This is a genomic window from Actinosynnema sp. CS-041913, from assembly GCF_050942485.1.
In the GTDB taxonomy this organism is placed as follows: Bacteria; Actinomycetota; Actinomycetes; order Mycobacteriales; family Pseudonocardiaceae; genus Actinosynnema.
The window spans coordinates 5,121,272-5,137,556 of sequence record NZ_CP192037.1 but is presented as its reverse complement, the minus strand read 5'-3'; the positions used below and the strand labels follow the sequence as shown (position 1 = coordinate 5,137,556).

Annotated in this window: 11 protein-coding genes; 9 read left to right on the top strand and 2 right to left on the bottom strand. The window is 75.0% G+C overall.

The genetic code is table 11. From position 1 onward, the window contains the following. Window positions 1-121 precede the first annotated feature (121 nt). The 9 genes from ACQPZF_RS23575 to ACQPZF_RS23535 all read left to right on the top strand — a co-directional run bounded on the left by ACQPZF_RS23575 (window position 122) and on the right by ACQPZF_RS23535 (window position 8,337). Entirely contained in the window at window positions 122-1,843 is a 1,722-nt protein-coding gene (locus tag ACQPZF_RS23575; RefSeq protein ID WP_433260225.1) for a VgrG-related protein, read from the top strand. Window positions 1,844-1,885: 42 nt separating this feature from the next. Beyond that, the gene (locus ACQPZF_RS23570) at window positions 1,886-2,203 is read left to right on the top strand and encodes a PAAR domain-containing protein (RefSeq protein WP_433260223.1); all 318 of its coding nucleotides are present in this window, start codon (window positions 1,886-1,888) and stop codon (window positions 2,201-2,203) included. Further along, window positions 2,200-2,610, top strand: coding sequence for a GPW/gp25 family protein (locus ACQPZF_RS23565; protein WP_433260221.1), 411 nt, complete (start codon window positions 2,200-2,202; stop codon window positions 2,608-2,610). The genes ACQPZF_RS23570 and ACQPZF_RS23565 overlap by 4 nt, the downstream gene beginning before the upstream one ends. After that, window positions 2,610-4,550: a putative baseplate assembly protein gene (locus ACQPZF_RS23560; protein WP_433260219.1), complete on the top strand. Its 1,941-nt coding sequence runs from the start codon at window positions 2,610-2,612 to the stop codon at window positions 4,548-4,550. The genes ACQPZF_RS23565 and ACQPZF_RS23560 overlap by 1 nt, the downstream gene beginning before the upstream one ends. Next, window positions 4,547-5,098 carry a phage tail protein gene (locus ACQPZF_RS23555; protein ID WP_433260217.1) on the top strand — a complete coding sequence of 184 codons (552 nt, stop codon included), beginning with the start codon at window positions 4,547-4,549 and terminating at the stop codon, window positions 5,096-5,098. Before ACQPZF_RS23560 ends, ACQPZF_RS23555 begins: the two co-directional genes overlap by 4 nt. A gap of 32 nt (window positions 5,099-5,130) precedes the next feature. After that, a complete protein-coding gene (locus ACQPZF_RS23550; protein ID WP_433260215.1) occupies window positions 5,131-6,198 on the top strand; it encodes an NADase-type glycan-binding domain-containing protein in 1,068 nt (355 codons plus the stop codon). Between the two features lie 165 nt (window positions 6,199-6,363). Beyond that, window positions 6,364-7,449 carry an NAD-dependent epimerase/dehydratase family protein gene (locus ACQPZF_RS23545; protein WP_433260213.1) on the top strand — a complete coding sequence of 362 codons (1,086 nt, stop codon included), beginning with the start codon at window positions 6,364-6,366 and terminating at the stop codon, window positions 7,447-7,449. Window positions 7,450-7,568: 119 nt separating this feature from the next. Next, window positions 7,569-8,144, top strand: a complete 576-nt coding sequence (locus ACQPZF_RS23540; RefSeq protein WP_433260211.1) for a response regulator transcription factor — start codon at window positions 7,569-7,571, stop codon at window positions 8,142-8,144. Between the two features lies 1 nt (window position 8,145). Continuing rightward, window positions 8,146-8,337: a hypothetical protein gene (locus ACQPZF_RS23535; protein ID WP_433260209.1), complete on the top strand. Its 192-nt coding sequence runs from the start codon at window positions 8,146-8,148 to the stop codon at window positions 8,335-8,337. 164 nt (window positions 8,338-8,501) lie between these two features. Here ACQPZF_RS23535 and ACQPZF_RS23530 read toward each other — a convergent pair whose 3' ends face one another. Together ACQPZF_RS23530 and ACQPZF_RS23525 are read right to left on the bottom strand one after the other, a co-directional pair. Beyond that, the gene (locus tag ACQPZF_RS23530; RefSeq protein ID WP_433260207.1) at window positions 8,502-12,041 is read right to left on the bottom strand and encodes a BTAD domain-containing putative transcriptional regulator; all 3,540 of its coding nucleotides are present in this window, start codon (window positions 12,039-12,041) and stop codon (window positions 8,502-8,504) included. 124 nt (window positions 12,042-12,165) lie between these two features. Continuing rightward, on the bottom strand, window positions 12,166-15,519 hold the full coding sequence (locus ACQPZF_RS23525; RefSeq protein ID WP_433260205.1) for a BTAD domain-containing putative transcriptional regulator: 3,354 nt from the start codon (window positions 15,517-15,519) through the stop codon (window positions 12,166-12,168). Window positions 15,520-16,285 lie beyond the last annotated feature (766 nt).

Below are 16,285 nucleotides of genomic sequence, written 5' to 3'. Positions count from 1 at the left end.
CCCTGTCCCGACGACCAGCCCTGGCCACCCGACCTGCCCTGTCCGGACAACCTGCCCTGTCCCGACGACCAGCCCTGGCCACCCGACCTGCCCTGTCCACCCGACGACCCGCGGAGCACCGATGAGCCCGGCCAAGAAAGGCGGGCGCACCCATGCCGCCAGCCCGATCGTCGTCGCGGCCGGCCCGGTGGACGGCGTGTGGGACGACCGGCTGGTGAGCTGCGTGGTGGACGAGAACGTCGGGCTGCCCGACTCCACGGTGCTGACCTACCACGACGACGACCAGGAGCTGCTGGCCGAGACCGGCATCACCATCGGCTCCCCGCTGCGGGTCTCCGTGGCGTCGGTGCTGACCCGGGCCAACGAACTGCTGTTCAACGGCGAGGTCACGGCGATCGAGATGGACGTGGACGGCACCGGCACGTACACCGTCATCCGGGCGATGAGCAAAGCGCACCGGCTGTTCCGCGGTCGCCGGGTGGAGGCCTTCCAGAACATGGTGGCGTCCGCCATCGTGCGCCGGGTCGCCAAGAACGCCGGGCTGACCGTCGGCCGGGTCGAGACCGAGCGGATCACCTACAAGCACCTCAGCCAGCCCGGTGTGTCGGACTGGGACTTCCTCCAGATGCTGGCCCGCGAGCACGGTGCCGTGGTCCAGGTGGACGACAAGGGGAAGCTGGAGTTCACCAAGCTCAAGCCCGCCAAGCCGGCGCCCGCGCCGACGACCTCCGCCTACGACAACGCCATGGTGCTGGAGTTCGACAACAACCTGCTGGCGCTGCGGGCCGGGCTGAGCAGCGTCGAGCTGGCCAACGGTGTGGAGGTGCGTAGCTGGGACGTGGACCGGAAGAAGGCGCTGGTCGCGACGCGCGACAACACCCCGAGCACCACCACCGTCCCCGGCCTGTCCGCGATCAAGGCGGCCAAGGCGTTCCGCACCAAGAACCGGACCCTGGCGACCGACGTGCCCTACACCACGCAGGCGGAGGCGCTGGCGGCGGCGAGTTCCCTGGAGGCGTCGATCAGCGCGGGTTTCGCCGAGCTGGAAGCCGTGGTCTGGGGCAACCCGAAGCTGCGCGCGGGCGTGCCGATCACGCTCGGCGGCAAGGTCGCCAAGGCGTTCAGCGGGCGCTACACCGCGACCGCCGTGAGCCACGTGCTGGAACCGCAGAGGGGTTACCGGACCGTGGTCGAGGTCAGCGCGTCGCACGACCGCTCGCTGGCCGGGCTGACCGCGCACGGCGCCTCCGCGGCGGCGCCCCGGATGCCGGGCCTGGCGATCGGGATCGTCACCGACATCAAGGAGAAGGGCGGCCAGCGCGGCTGGGTCAAGCTGAAGTTCCCGTGGCTGGACGACAAGTACGTGAGCGGCTGGGTGCGCACCGTGCAGCTCGGCGGCGTCGGGGGCGGCGGGGTGTTCAGCCCGGACGTCAACGACGAGGTGCTGGTCGGGTTCGAGCAGGGCAGCCTGAACCGGCCCTACGTGCTGGGCGGCCTCTACAACGGGGTGGACCAGCCCTCGCGGCACGACCTGCCGCTGGTGGACCGCCGCAGCGGCAAGGTCAACCGCCGGTCCCTGGTGTCCCGCACCGGCCAGCGGCTGGAGCTGCTGGACGGCGCCCGGACCTCCGGTGTCCGGGTGGCCAGCGGCGACAACCAGCTCGAAATCCGGCTCGACGAGCGGCGGGGCCGGTTGGAGCTGAACGTGCGCGGACCCGGACGTCGGGTGCTCAGCACGCTGCGGCTGGACAGTCGCGGCATCACGCTCGACGCCAAGAACATCACGCTCGACGCCAAGAACGGGTTCGTCAAGATCAACGGCCGGCGGATCCTGCTCAACTGACCGGCCGGCCGGCCCGCCCACCACTACCCGAGGAGAGTCCCCATGCCCCCCGCTGTCCGAGTGGGTGACAAGACGTCCCACGGCGGCGTCATCGCCGCCCCGGCGATCGCCCCGTTGGCGCTCAAGGTGGCCACCGTGCTCATCGAGGGCCTGCCCGCCGCCGTCGTCGGCAGCGTGCACACGTGCCCCAAGCTGCCCGACCACCCCGCGCTGGGACCGTCCAACGTGATCGTGCCGAAAGGCCCGCCCAGGACCGTGCTCATCGGCGGCGCGCCCGCCGCCGTCGTCGGCGACCGCTCGGTCTGCCAGGGCAACATCATCCTCGGCGCGAAGACGGTGCTCATCGAGGGGCCGCTGTGAACGCCGACTTCATCGGCCGCGGCTGGGGCTTCCCGCTGCGGGTGTCCGCCACCGGCGGCATCGGGATGGTGGAGCGGGAGCAGGAGATCCAGGAGGCCATCCGGCTCGTCCTGGGCACCGCGCCCGGCGAGCGGCCGATGCGCCCGGAGTTCGGCTGCGGCATCCACGAGTACGTGTTCGCGGCGGCCGACCACGCCACCGCCGGCGACATCGCCCGCGAGGTGCGGATCGCGCTGGACCGGTGGGAGCCGCGGATCGAGGTCACCGACGTCGTCGTCGCCTTCGACGCGGTCGAGGTCGGCACCCTCTACATCGAGGTGCGGTACACCATCCGCACCACCAACGACCAGCGCAACCTGGTCTTCCCCTTCTACACGATCCCCTCCGAGGAAGCGGGAGTGAGCTGATGGTGCTGCCCGCGCCCAACCTGGACGACCGGCGCTTCCAACAGCTCGTGGACGAGGCCAAGAGGTACGTCCAGCAGAGCTGTCCGGAGTGGTCGGACCACAACGTCTCCGACCCCGGCGTGACCCTCATCGAGACCTTCGCGCACATGGTGGACCAGCTCGTCTACCGGCTCAACCGGGTGCCGGACAAGAACTACCTGGCGTTCCTGGACCTGCTGGGGGTGCGGCTGTTCCCGCCCACCGCGGCCAAGGCGCACGTCACGTTCTGGCTGTCCGCGCCGCAGCCGGAGACCGTGCTGCTGCCGGTGGGGACCGAGGTCGCCACGGTGGGCGGCGACAACGCCGAGGAGGTGGTGTTCGCCACCACCGACGAGCTGCCCGTCGTGCCGTGCTCGCTGGCCCGGCTGGTCACCGGGTCCGCGCGCGGCGACTACGTGGACCGCACCAGGGACCTCGACGCGGGCAAGGACGTGCCGTGCTTCCAGGCCACGCCGGCGGTCGGCGACGCCACGCTGTTCGGCCTGTCCGCCGCCGTGCCGCGCTGTGCCGTGGTGCTGCGGCTGGACAGCCAGGTCGAGGGTGTCGGCGTCGATCCCCGGCAGCCCCCGCTGGTGTGGGAGGCGTGGGACGGGCAGGGGTGGGCCGCGTGCGCCACCGACGAGGACTCCACCGGCGGCCTCAACCGGCCCGGCGAGGTGGTGCTGCACGTCCCCGCCGGGCACACCGCGTCCGTGATCGGGGGCCACCGCGCGGGCTGGCTGCGCTGCCGGGTCACCGAACCCCTTGCCGACCAGCCGTTCTACGCCGAGTCGCCGACCGTCCGGGAGGCCGAGGCGTTCACCATCGGCGGCACCACGACCGTCGAGCACGCCGAGGTCGAGTCCGACGTGCTGCTGGGCGAGTCGGCCGGCGTGCCCGGCCAGCGGTTCACCCTGCCCACGTTCCCGGTGCTGCTGGACGGCGACCCGGTGGTCGCGCAGGTGTCGACGGGCGCGGGCTGGGAGGACTGGACCGTGGTGGAGGACTTCGGCTCCTCCGGTCCGGACGACCGGCACGTGGTGCTGGACGCGAGCATCGGCGTGTTCCTGTTCCCGCCCGCGGTCCGCGAGGCCGACGGGTCGCTGCGCCGCTACGGGGCGGTGCCGCCCAAGGGCTCGGTCATCCGGGTGCCGCGCTACCGCACCGGCGGCGGCCGGGCCGGCAACGTGGCGCGTGGCGCGATCTCCGTGCTGCGCAGCTCGGAGCCGTACGTGTCGGAGGTGGAGAACCGCGAGGCGGCGATCGGCGGCGTGGACGCCGAGACGGTGGACGAGGCGAAACTTCGGGTGCCCCACCAGTTGCGGGTGCAGGAACGCGCGGTCACCGCCGCGGACCACGAGCTGATCGCCCGGCAGGCCGTGCCGTCGCTGGCGCGGGTGCGCTGCCTGCCGGTCACCGGCGAGGCGGGCGGGGCCCGGGTGCTGCTGGTGCCCGACGCGGTCGCCGACGAGGGCGACCGGCTGCGGTTCGAGCAGCTCATGCCGTCCGAGGAGGTGCTGGCGGCGGTCGCGCGGCGGCTGGACGAACGCCGCCTGCTGGGCACCCGCCTGGTCGTGGAACCGCCGCGCTACCAGGGGATCACCGTGGTGGCCCGGCTGGTCACGGCGGAGTCCGGGGCCAACCGGGTGCACGAGGCCGCGCTGGCCGCGCTGTACCGGTACCTCAACCCGCTGCGCGGCGGCCCGGACGGCACCGGGTGGGAGTTCGGGCGGCCGGTGCAGTTCGGCGAGGTCTTCGCGGTGCTGCAACGCGTGCCGGGGGTGGCGCTGGTGGACGAGGTCCGGCTGTTCCCGGCCAACCCGCTCACCGGGGCGCGCGGCGCGCCGGTCGAGCACCTGGAACTCGCGCCGAACTCGCTGGTGTTCTCCCACCAGCACCAGGTCGCGGTCGGCGCGCCGTGAGCCGGGCCGCGCTCCCGGAGCTGCCGAGCACCCACCCGCTCGGCGCGATGCTGCCCGGCCTGTACTCGGCGGACGACCTCACCCAGCGGTTCACCGGCGGGCTGGACGCGGTGCTGTCCGCGATCCTGTCCACCTTGGACAACCTGCCCGCCTACCTGGACCCGGCGCTCGCGCCGGAGGACTTCGTGACCTGGCTGGCGTCCTGGGTGGCCGCGGACATCGACCCGGCGTGGCCGCTCGCGCGCCGGCGCGCGGTGGTGAGCCGGACCGTGGAACTGCACCACCGCCGCGGCACCGCGCGCGGGTTGGCCGACCGGCTGGAGCTGGCGCTGGGCGTGCGGGCCGAGGTGCTGAACGGTCCCGCCGCCCGGTGGTCGAGCACGCCGGACACCGATCTGCCGGGTGAGCCGGCGGACGTCGTCGTGGTGCGGGTGCGGCCGGGGCGGTCCGGGCCGGTGGACCGGGAGCGGGTCGAGGCGCTGGTGGCGGCGGTGTGCCCGGTGCACGTGAGGTGCGTGGTCGAGGTGCTGACGGGGGAGGCGCCGTGACCGCGCGGTCGTGCCCGCAGTGCGGTGCGGCCGTGGGGGATTCGGACGACTTCTGCGGCAACTGCGGCAACTACCTGGGCTGGGTCGCGGGTCGCGGGCGAAGCGTGGCGGGCGGCCGGGCGGAGGAGCGGCCCGCCGGCAGGGCGGAGGAGCGGCCGGGCGGCCGGACCGAGGGGCCGTCAGAGGGCCGAACGGACGTGCCGCCAGGCGTCCTGGCAGAGGAGCCGCCGGGGGAAATGGCGGGCGACCGGTCGGACAGCGCGGGGGCGACCGGGACCGGCGGTGTGGCGCATGGCCGGCCGGGAGGCGGCACGGGCGGCGCGCCTGGTCGGGCGGGGGTGTACCTCGGGCCGGTGCCTCCGGGTAGGCCCGAGGCGAAGCGTCCGCTGCCCAGCGTGGCCGCCGACGAGGCGGTGGACGGTCCGCCCTGCCCGAACTGCGGCACCGCCAACCCGCCGGGGCGGCGGTTCTGCCGCCGCTGCGCCACCCCGTTGTACCCCGACGAACCCACGTCGGCCGCGGGCCGCCGCCGGCGGTGGCGGTGGCGTGGCGACCTCTCGCGGTGGCTGCGCCGGCTGGCCGCGCTGCTGGTGGTGGTCGCGCTGGTGATCGCGATCTGGTTGTTCCACCCGCATGCCCTGACGCTGTGGGAAGACCTGCGCGACCGCCTGGCCACCCCCGCGCCGATGGCGCCGACGGGCATCACGGCGAACGCGGAGGTGCCCGACCACCCGCCCGCCGCCGCGGCGGACGGGCTGTCCAACCGCTACTGGGGCGCACCGGCCGTGGGCGACTCGGTGGAGTTCACCTTCGCCACCCCGTTCCGGCTGCTGTCGCTGGTGGTGCACACGGGCGCGTCGGCGGAGGAGGAGGGCTTCGTCGCCCAGGCGCGGCCGTCGGCGCTGGACGTGGTCGTCACCACCGCGGACGGCGGCAAGCGCACCCTGCCGGTGTCCCTCACCGACAAACCCGGCCCTCAGCGCACGGACACCGGCATCAGCGACGTGGTGCGGGTGAGCCTCAAGGTGCGCGCCGCCACCGGCCTGACGCCGGGCCGGCACATCGCGCTGGGCGAGGTCGAGTTCTTCCGCCGCCCCTGACCGGTTCCCCGGACTTCCGGGCACGGTCCGCGGCAAGTGGGGCAGTGCCGGCCTCCGGGGATACCACGCCGCCAGTGGCAGGCAGACCATCGAGTGGTGTGCCGGATGCGCACGCCGTTCCCATCCGCCCCGGCTGGACGGACCGGGCGATCGAAGGGAGTCGACATGGACATCGCCGTGGTCACCGGACCGGCCGGCCTGGTCGGCGGGGAAGCCGTGCGGGTGTTCTCGACCCGGTTCGACCTCGTCGTCGGACTCGGCGAACCGCCGCGGTGGGACGCCGGCGAGGCGGAGCGCCTCGCCAACTTCCGCCACCACCGGACGGACCTCCGCGACCAGTCGGCGGTCGCGGAGGTGTTGCGCGGCTACGGCGCCGACGTGCGGCTGGTCGTGCACACCGCGGCGCACCCCGGCACGGTGCGGCCCGCGGCGGACCCGCTGCCGTGGTTCGGCGCCGCCGCGCTGAGCACGGTGAGCCTTCTGGAGGCCGTGCGGGCGCACTGCCCCGAGGCGGTGTTCGTCCTCGACTCGACCGTCGACGTCTACGGCGACGTGTCGAAGGCGCTGCCGTTCGTGGAGACCCCGACGAGGTGGGAACTCGACCCCGCCCACCCGTGGCACCAGCACGGCGTGGACGAGTCGATGCCGCTGGACCGCGCCGACCGCGTCTTCCCGGCGGTGTCCGTGCTCTCCGCCGACCTCGCCGCCCAGGACCAGGGCAGGCGGTACGGGCTGAACGTCGGCGTCTTCCGGTCGAGCCACGTGACCGCCGCCCGCTCGGCGCCTCCCGGTCGGCACGGGTTCCTGTCGGACCTGGTGCGCGACGCCGTGCGCGGCACGCCGTTCACCATCCGCGGCCACGGCGGCAAGCAGGTGCGCGACATCCTCGACGCGGCCGACCTGGTGGAGATGTTCTGGCACTTCTACCTGGAGCCGCGCTCCGGCGAGGTGTACCACGCGGGCGGTGGCCGGGAGCGCGGCTGCTCGATCCTGGAGGTCATCGGCGAGTACGAGTACCTGATCGGCCGCGAGGTGCAGTTCGAGTACTCGGCCGAGCCGGAGTACGCCGACCTGCGGTGGTGGCTCACCGACACCCGCCGGTTCCGGCGCGACTACCCGCGCTGGCGGCCGACCCGCGGGCTGTCCGACATCCTGGCGACGACCCACCGGTACTGGAGTGAATTCGGCCGGAATTTCCCGTTCGGCGCGAACGGCGCCCTCGGACTTGGATCGGCGTCCGAAGCTCTGTAGACGCGTTTGAGAAGACGTGAAGCCGCCTCTCGCACACTCGGTGGTGCAAGCCGGAACTGTGGGAGGAACTGGTGGAGCAGCGAGTGCGAGTGGTCGTCCAGGCCGCAGATCATCTGAGCATGGCCGGACTGGCCAGCTACCTGGGGACCAGACCGGAAATCACGCTGGTGGGGGCGCACCAGCGGACCGAGGCCGATGTCGCCGTGGTGGCGGTCGGCAGGCTCACCGAGGAGGTTACGGCCGGGCTGCGGCAGATGGCGACGCAGGCGCGCATCCCCGTGGTGCTGGTGTTGGACGAGATCGCGGAGGCGGACGTGCTGACCGCCGTCGAGTGCCGGGTGGTGGCGATCCTGCCGCGCGGCGGCGCGACGGGGGATCGCGTGCTGCACAGCGTGCTGGCCGCCGCGTCGGGAGGGGGCGTGATGCCGCCGGGTCTGGTGGCGGAGCTGCTCGACCACGTGCGGCGGCTGCAGCGGCAACTGGTGGCGCCCGCCTCCGAGCGGGGCAAGCTGACCAGCCGCGAGGTCGAGGTGTTGCGGCTGATGGCCGACGGGTTGGACACCGCCGAGATCGCCACCACGCTGTGCTACTCCGAGCGGACGATCAAGAACGTCTTCTACGGCATCACCAGCAGGTTGAACCTGCGCAACCGACCGCACGCGGTCGCCTACGCCCTGCGGAAGGGAGTGATCTGACATGACAGTGCCGACAGCGGACGAAGCCCGACTGCGGCACGTGGTCGACCTGGTGAAGGGTCGCCGGGAGCGGACCGAAGCCGCTCCCGGGCCCGCGCCAGTGGTGACGGCGACCTGGGTGATGTCCGCCGACGGGGTGATCGGCGCCGCGCCCGAGTGGGACGACGAGCCGCCGACGCCGGCCGGTCCGTGACGGGGCGGTCCGGGGGGACGTCCGGTTGCGTGGCGGGGGGCCGGGCGGGACGATCGGTTGCCTGGAGGGGACAGAAGGACGGTCGGTTGCCTGGCGGGGGGCCAGGCGGGACGATCGGTTGACCGGTGGGGGGTCGAGCGAGGCGATCGGCCGCCTGGTGGGGGTCAGGCGAGGCGATCGGTTGCCCGGCGGACGTCCCATGCCGCGCCGAGCCCGCGGTAGAGCCTGATCGCCTCGCGGAGGGCGTCCGAGGCCTGCGGCGCGTGTCCTCGGTGGTGCAGCAGCACTGCCCGGTCCTCCAGGGTCTGTGCCAGTTCGAAGGTGCGGCCGACCGACCGGTAGTGCGCCGCCACCTCCAGCAGACCGTCCGGGTCGCCGTCGAGCAGGCACCGGCACCGCCGCGCCGCTGCCGCCGCCCGTGCGACCGACGTCTCCCTGGCCGCCTCCGCCTCGCAGGCCTCGACGGCGGCCCGCGCCGTGCCGCGGTCGCCGAGGTCGAGCGCGAGGCGCACCAGGTCGGGTAGCCACTGGTGGCGCAGCATCATCTGGGCGTACCGGGTGTCCAGGATCGCGCCGAGCAGTTCGACGGCCTCCGCGTGGTCGTCGCGGCGGGCGGCGGCCATCGCGCGTGCCGCCACCAGGAAGTCGCAGTTCTCCCGGTCGGCCTCGGTGACCAGGGGCAGCTCCGCTCCGGCGGTGAGGTGCGCCGCCAGCCGGGGTCCGTCGTCGCGGTGTGCGGCGATCAGCGCCGCCACCCCGTGCAGCAGCAGGACGGGGCCGCCTTCGCGGAGCCCGAAACCGGTGAACTCCGGGTCGTCGCCGAGGACCGCGTCGAGCCGCGCCACCGCTTCGTCCCAGCCGCCCAGCCAGAACTGGTGCACGGCGGCGGCGACGTGCAGGCTCGCCACCGGGGTGCCGGGCCCGGCCACCGAGAAGGCCAGCCGCAGCGCCTCGGACGCCTCGTCCAGCCGGTCCAGGCACTGGAGCGTGAACACCCGGTTGTCCAGCAGCACCAGGCGCAGGTCGGTGAGGCCGACGTCGGTGCCGACCACGTCCAGCGCCTGGTCCAGGTAGCCGACGGCGCGCACGTAGTTCCGCCGCACCGCGTCCACCTGCCACAACACCTCCAGCGCCTGCCCGATCGCGAACTGGTCGCCCGCGCGCCGGCCCGTCTCGATGGCCTGGCGGGCGCTCGCCGCCGCCGCGTCGAGGTCGCCCACACCCGCGCGTTGCACCAGGGCCAGCAGTGACAGCAGCCGCGCGCGCCAGGTGTCGGTCAGCGCGGGGTCGGCCAACGCCTCGTGCAGCGCCTCCAGCGCGGCCCGCGGGCGCGAGGCGCGGTAGGGCACGTAGGCCAGCGTCCAGCGCGCCTCGGCGATCCGGTCGGGTTCGCGCAGCCGGGGCAGCGCGCGTCGGGCCTGTTCCTCCGCCTCGGCGTCGTGGCCGATCCGGAACAGCGCGTTGCCGAGGTGCGCGGCCAGCACCGCGTCCTGGTCGTCGGGCCCGGCCGAGGAGCGCAGGCAGCGCTGGAGCAGTTCCACGGCCACCAGCGGCGCCCGGTGGACCAGCGCGGGAGCCCGTTCCACCAGCCACCGCACCGCCCACGGGCCGACCTCGTCCGAGGCGGCGAGGAGCTGCCCGGCCACGTGCTCCACCGGCGCGTCGGCCGCCGCGAGCGCCTGGGCGGCCCGCTCGTGCAAAGCGGTGCGCGAGGCCGCCGGCGTGCCCTCGTAGAGCGCCTGCCTGATCAGCGGGTGGCGGAAGGCCATCCGCGGGCCCGCGTCGCGCAGCACGCCCGCCGCCAGGGCCTCGGTGAACGCGGACAGCAGGGCCGGCACCGGCCTGCCCAGCACGACCGACAGGTCGCCGACCGCGAACTCGCTGCCCAGCAGCGCCCCGCACCGCAGGACTTCCCTGGTCGGCGCGGACAGGAAGTCGAGCCGGGCGGTCACCGCGGACACCAGCGACAGCGGCGCGCGGTCCAGGACGTCCGGCGCCACGTCCGCCAACCCCGTGTCGTAGCGGACGGCCTGCTCGCGCACCAGCGCGTCGGCCACCTCCCGCACGTAGAGCGGGTTGCCGCCGGCCCGCGCGGCGATCTCGCGCAGCCCGGGACCGGGCTCCCCGCCCACCCGGGCGGCCACGATGCCCGCCACGGCGCGGTCGGTCAGCGGCGTCAGGTCGAACACCACGCCACCGCCGTACTCCACGTCCCGCCGCAGCCGCGCCACGCCGGCCCGGTGCGGCACCGGTCGCGCCGCGCCGATCAGCAGCAGCGGCCACCGGCGGGCGCCGACGGCCAGCCGGTGCCACAGCTCGATGCTGTCCTCGTCGGCCCACTGGAGGTCGTCCAGGGCCAGTACCAGCGGTCCGTCCGCGCAGAGCTGCTCCACCAGCATCACCAGCCGGTCGATGGCCAGGGCGGTCGGATCGCCGCCCGCGTAGATGGACTCGCCCGCGGCGCGCCGGCCGCGCAGCGCCTGCGCGACCTCCGCACGCCGGGGGTCCGCCGACCGCGCGTCGACCCCCAGGCAGTGCAGCGCCGGCCGGAGCGGGAACCGGGTGCCCAGCTCGTCCGCCACGGCGTGGGCCACCTGGTGCCCGGCCGCCGCGGCGCCCGCCAGTGCCGCGTCCACCAGGGACGACTTGCCGATGCCCAGCTCGCCCTCCACCCACACCGCCCGGCCCCGTCCGACGGACACGTCCTCGACCAGGCCGCGCACGATGGCCAGCTCGGCGTCCCGCCCGAGCAGGACGGGCTCCGCCGGGCGGTTCGACGGGCGGGGCAGGACGCGCACGACCTCCCGCCCGGCAGCAGCCGGTTCGGTGCCGGGCACCCGTTGGTGGATGGCGTGCGGTTCGCGGCCGGGCGCGGCCGGTTCGGTGCCGGGCAGCCGTTGGTGGGTGGCGTGCGGTTCGCGGCCGGGCGCGGCCGGCTCGGCTCCGAGCACCCGTTCGTGGGCGGCCCGCAGCCCTGGACCTGGCTCGACCTCCAGCTCGGTCCGCAGCACCTGCGCGGCCTCGCGGAAGACCTCCAGCGCCTCGGCACTGCGGCCGGCCCGGTGCAGCGCCGAGATCAGCAGCTCGCGCGGGCGTTCCCGCAGCGGCTCCTCGGTGACCAGGGCGCCGAGTTCGCCGATCACGTCCAGGTGCGCCCCGGCGGCGAGCGCGGCCTCCGCGCGCAACTCCCGCGCGGACGCCCGCGCCTCGCCGAGCCGCAACCGGTGCGTCCGCGCGAACGGTCCGTCCAGGCCCGTCATCGGGTCGCCGCGCCACAGGGCCAGCGCCGCGTCCAGCGACCGCAGCGCGGCCTCCGGCGCGCCGGAGTCGAGCTGCTGCCGGGCCCGTCGCCGCAGCGCCTCGAACTCGGCCACGTCGGAGGCGGCCGGGTCCAGCACCAGCCGGTAGCCCGGACCGACCGACTCCAGCGACCGCGAGGCGGCGCCCCGCGGCCGGTCCGGCTCCAACGCCTTGCGCAGCACGGAGATGTAGGTGTAGACGCTGCCTTCCGCGGTCGCCGGCGCGTCGTCGCCCCACACCGCGCGGATCAGCTCGTCCCGCCGCACCACCACGCCCGGCCGCAGGGCCAGCACGGCGAACACGCCACGCTGCCGCGAGGAGCCCAGCGCGATCTCCCGCCCGGCCGACCAGGCACGCACCGGCCCCAGCAGGGCGACCCGGAGCGGGGGTGGCGGGGTGGTCATCGGTCCTCCCCGTCGTGTGCCGGTCGGAGCGGTGTGACCCGGAGCGGCTGTCGTGGTGACGTCGTCATCGGTCCTCCCGGCGCGTACCGGCCCCAGTGGTACGCGCCCGTCCTCGTGCCCTTCGTCATGCGGTCCGGCGCAACCGCTCCTCGGCGCGTCGGACGTCCAGCACGGCGCCAAGCCTGCCGTACCCGGCAACGGCCCCGTCGAGCGCCGCCCGCGCACCGGCGTCGTCACCGCACGCCACGAGCAGGGCGGCGGCGCTCTCCAGCGCTTCGGCCGCCTCGACCGGCCGGCCCACGTCCCGGTACCGCGCCACCGCGGCGAGCACGGGCTCCGGGTCGCCGTCGACCAGGCCGAAGCAGTGGGCCGCGGCGGCGGACGCACCGGCGCGCACCCGTTCCGCGGAAGCGTCCTCCGCGCAGAGCCGCGCGGCGCGGCCGGCGATGTCGCGCCGACCGGCGGCCAGCGCCAGCCGGGTGAGCAGCGGCAGCCACTGGTGCCGCGCGGGTGTCCGCGGCGTCCCCAGCAGGGGCTCCAGCGCCGCGACCGCCTGGTCGAGGCGTCCGGTGGTCTCCGCGACGAACGCCTCGGCGGCAAGCTGGAACCCGGCGGACTCCCGTTCCATCGCGGTGACCGGTCGCCGGTCGGCGGCGGCCCGGAGGTGGTCCCGCGCGATCTCCACGCAGCCGCGGCGGGCGGCGACCAGCGCGGCGAGGCCGTGCGCCCGGAACGCGGAGCCGGTCCGGCGCGGTCCGGGCTCGCTCGCGCCCGCCTCGCGCTCCGCGTCGTCCCACCGGCCCAGCCAGTAGTTCTGCACGGCCGCCGCGATGTGCAGGCCGCCGGACGCGCGGCTGTCCGCCGCCTCGCGGCCCGCGCGCAACACCAGGTCGGCGTCGGCCAGCCGGTCCAGGTGCCGCAGCGTGGCGGCCTTGTCCGCGGACAGCATGGTCTGCCACACCTCCAGGTCGGCACGGGTCCGCACCACGGCCAGCGCGCGGTCCACCCGGGTCAGCGCCTCCTCGTGGTCGAGGCGGCCGGCGCTCGCGTGCCACAACGCCTGCCACGAGAGCGCCGCGGCGAAGTCGTCCCCGGTCTCCTCCGCGCGCCGCAACGCCCGCCGCGCGGTCTCCTCGGCCTCGTCGCCCGAGCTGTGGGTCGCCGCCAGCAGCGCACCCAGGCGCGCCCGCCACACGGCCGGCACCCCGTCGTCGTCCACTGCCGCCCGCAGCACGTCCACCGAACCGGCCGCCTCGCCGTCCGAGTGCCGCAGGTGCAGCAGCATCCAGCGCATCTCGGCCGCCAGGCCGGGGTCCTGGGTCCGGGCCAGCACCTGTCTCGCCTCGGCGTCCGGTCGCCTGCCGAGCCGGAACAGCAGGTCGGCCAGCCGCGCGGTCAGCCGCTCGCGGTGCGTCCGGTCCAGCGCGGGCTGGTCGACCACCGCGCGCAGCACCCTGGCCGCCACGTCGGGCGCGCTCCTCTCCACCGCGTGCGCGTTCTCCGCCAGCCAGTCCACCACCCAGGGGTCCACGACGGTCGGAGCGGCGGCGAGCTGACCGGCGACCACCTCCGCCGGTGCGCCCGCCTCGGTCAGGCACTCGGCGAGCTGGCGGTGCAGCGCGGTGCGCACCGCGCCGGGCAGCCGGTGGTACAGGGCGTGCCGGAGCACCGGGTGCCGGAACGCGAGCCGGGAGCCGGTGCTGGCCAGCACGCCCGACGCCACGGCCTCGTCGACAGCCGCCATCAGCTCGGCGACCGGCTGACCGGTCGCCGTCGCGGCGTCCCGGACGGAGAACTCGGCGCCCAGCAGCGCCGCCCACCGCAGCACCTCGGCCGTCTTCGGCGACAGGAAGCCCAGCCACCTGGTCAGCGCGGACACCAGCGACGGCGGCAGCTCCTGGACGGCGTCCGCGTCCACCTCGGCGACGCCGTGGCAGAACTCGACCAGGCCGTCCCGCATCAACGCGTCCACCGTCTCCCTGGTGTAGCGGGGGTTCCCGCCCGCCTGCCCGGCGAGCCGGCGCAGGTTGTCGCCCGGCGGCGCGCCCACCAGGCCGGTCACCAGCGCCGCCACCTCGGCGGCCGGCAGGGCGGCCAGCTCGACCACGTCGCCGCCGGCGTCGGCCACCGCGTGCCGCAGCCCGGCCACGTCCACCCGCCGCGGCACCGGGCGCGCCGCGGCGACCAGCAGCAGCGGCAGGCGGTGAGCCAACCGCAGCAGGCGGCGCCAGAACAGGACGCTGGCCTCGTCGGCCCACTGCGCGCCGTCCACCACGAGCACCAGCGGGGCCTCCGCGCACAGCTCCTCCACGCACGCCAACAGGCGGTCCGCCACGGCCGGCACCGGGTCGCCGGCCTGCCACCCGGCCGCCGCGTCCACCGGGGCCTCCGCCTGCCGCCGGTCGAGGGCGGTCTCGTCCAGGCAGTCGAGCACCACCCGCAGCGGGAACCGCCCGCCCAGTTCGTCGGCGGTCGCCCGGACCACCCGGCACCCGGCATCGGCGGCGTCCGCCAACCCGGCGGTCAGCAATGCGGACTTGCCGATGCCCGCTTCGCCGTCCAGCCACACGGCGCGTCCCCGCCCGGCCGCCACGTCGGCGACGGCCCGGCGCAGCAGGGCCAGCTCGCGGTCGCGCCCGACGAAACCGGTGCCGGCCGCGTCCGCAGCCGGGGCCCGGTGCGGGCGGTCCGCCACGACCGCGGCCTCGCGCGGTCCGTCGCCGCCCCGCACCTCCCGGTGCGCCCGGCGCAGCGCCAGACCGGGCTCGATGCCCAGCTCGTCCACCAGCACGCGATGCGCCTCGCGGTACACCTCCAGCGCCTCGGCCTGCCTGCCGGCGCGGTGCAGCGCGGTGACCAGCAGCGCGCGCAGCCCCTCCCGCATCGGGTGCTCGGCGATCAGGCCCGGCAGCTCGGTGGCCAGGTCGGCGTGCCTGCCCACCGCCAGCGCCAGTTCGGCGCGCCGCTCGACGGTGGCCAGCCGCAGCTCCTGCAACCGCGCCCGCTGCGCCTCGGCGAACGGCCCCGGAACCTCGAACAGCGGGTCGCCGCGCCACAACGCCAACGCCTGCTCCAGCTCGCCGAGCGCGCCCGCCGCGTCGGTGTCCGCGAGCGCCTGGGCCCGCACCCGGTGCTGCTCGAAGCGGTGCACGTCCAAGCAGGCCTGGTCGATCCGCAACGAGTAGCCGCCGCCGGTGGAGACGATGATCTCCGCCGTCGACCGCTTGGAGCGCTGGGGCTCGAAGGCGCGGCGCAGGCCGGACACGTAGGTGTAGAGGCTGGCCCCGGCGGTGGCGGGCGGCGCGTCGCCCCACACGCCGTCGATCAGCTCCTCGCGGGAGACGGCCTGACCGGCCCGGACGGCGAGCACCGTGAACACCGCGCGCCGCCGGGCGGCGCCGACGTCGATCTCCGTCCCGGCTCGCCACGCCCGCACCGGCCCGAGCAGTTCGACGAAGAGCGGAAGCCCGTCACTCATGGTCACGTCATGCCACCAGATGTGGAATACCAGCCGAACCACGCGCTATCACTGGGGTACCTGCTTCGCAATCCGCCTTACCGCTTACTGGAGTTGGCCGCCGGGAGCAACCTCGCAGGTCGTTAGATGTATTGGGCATACAATATCACGGGGTGTTTGGGAGATCGCTGGCCTCGGTTATCTCAAGTGGTCGTCGTGTTCACAGCCGGCGCTACGCTGAGAAACAGCCGAAACGGTTCCGCGATCGGCCACGAGCGCTCCGGGCGTGCTCGGCGACGGTGTCATACCAGGTCGTGCGTCCTCCTCGGCCACCGCCCCTCCCTGCCGCAGGGCCGGTCATCCGGCACTTATTCCGGAACGACCGAATGTCGAATCCGGTGAATCAAGCGGCTGCCGACCAGGGCCACCAGGGTCTGACAATGACTGTCGAAAAGGCCTCGTCGGCGGGTCCGGATGGCGCAGGGCGGGAAGCCCTCCGGCCGTGTTCCGGTTCTTCCCGGTCCCGCCGCAACCCCCTGAGCGGCCGACCCGACACGTGGCCGACGCGCCATCAGTCAGAGCCGCGATCGCCCCACCGCGCGTGCCCGAGCGGGTTGAGCTCCCGACACCGGTCGACCTTCGAGTTCATCCACTTCGGACAGGACCGGCGAAGTTCGCGCGCGTTCACGGTTCGTCGCCCCGAGCCGCCGATCGAGTGGACCGGTTGCGCCCGTCGGAGGTTCCGCGTCGGTAGCCGTCCCGGTCACCCCGTCGGCGTCGGCAGGGT

Excerpts from the sequence above, each read along its gene's own strand:
- ACQPZF_RS23575 (WP_433260225.1), top strand. The coding sequence starts at position 122 with ATGAGCCCGGCCAAGAAAGGCGGGCGCACCCATGCCGCCAGCCCGATC.
- ACQPZF_RS23570 (WP_433260223.1), top strand. The coding sequence starts at position 1,886 with ATGCCCCCCGCTGTCCGAGTGGGTGACAAGACGTCCCACGGCGGCGTC.
- ACQPZF_RS23560 (WP_433260219.1), top strand. The coding sequence starts at position 2,610 with ATGGTGCTGCCCGCGCCCAACCTGGACGACCGGCGCTTCCAACAGCTC.
- ACQPZF_RS23545 (WP_433260213.1), top strand. The coding sequence starts at position 6,364 with ATGGACATCGCCGTGGTCACCGGACCGGCCGGCCTGGTCGGCGGGGAA.
- ACQPZF_RS23540 (WP_433260211.1), top strand. The coding sequence starts at position 7,569 with ATGGCCGGACTGGCCAGCTACCTGGGGACCAGACCGGAAATCACGCTG.
- ACQPZF_RS23535 (WP_433260209.1), top strand. The coding sequence starts at position 8,146 with ATGACAGTGCCGACAGCGGACGAAGCCCGACTGCGGCACGTGGTCGAC.
- ACQPZF_RS23530 (WP_433260207.1), bottom strand. The coding sequence starts at position 12,041 with ATGACCACCCCGCCACCCCCGCTCCGGGTCGCCCTGCTGGGGCCGGTG.
- ACQPZF_RS23525 (WP_433260205.1), bottom strand. The coding sequence starts at position 15,519 with ATGAGTGACGGGCTTCCGCTCTTCGTCGAACTGCTCGGGCCGGTGCGG.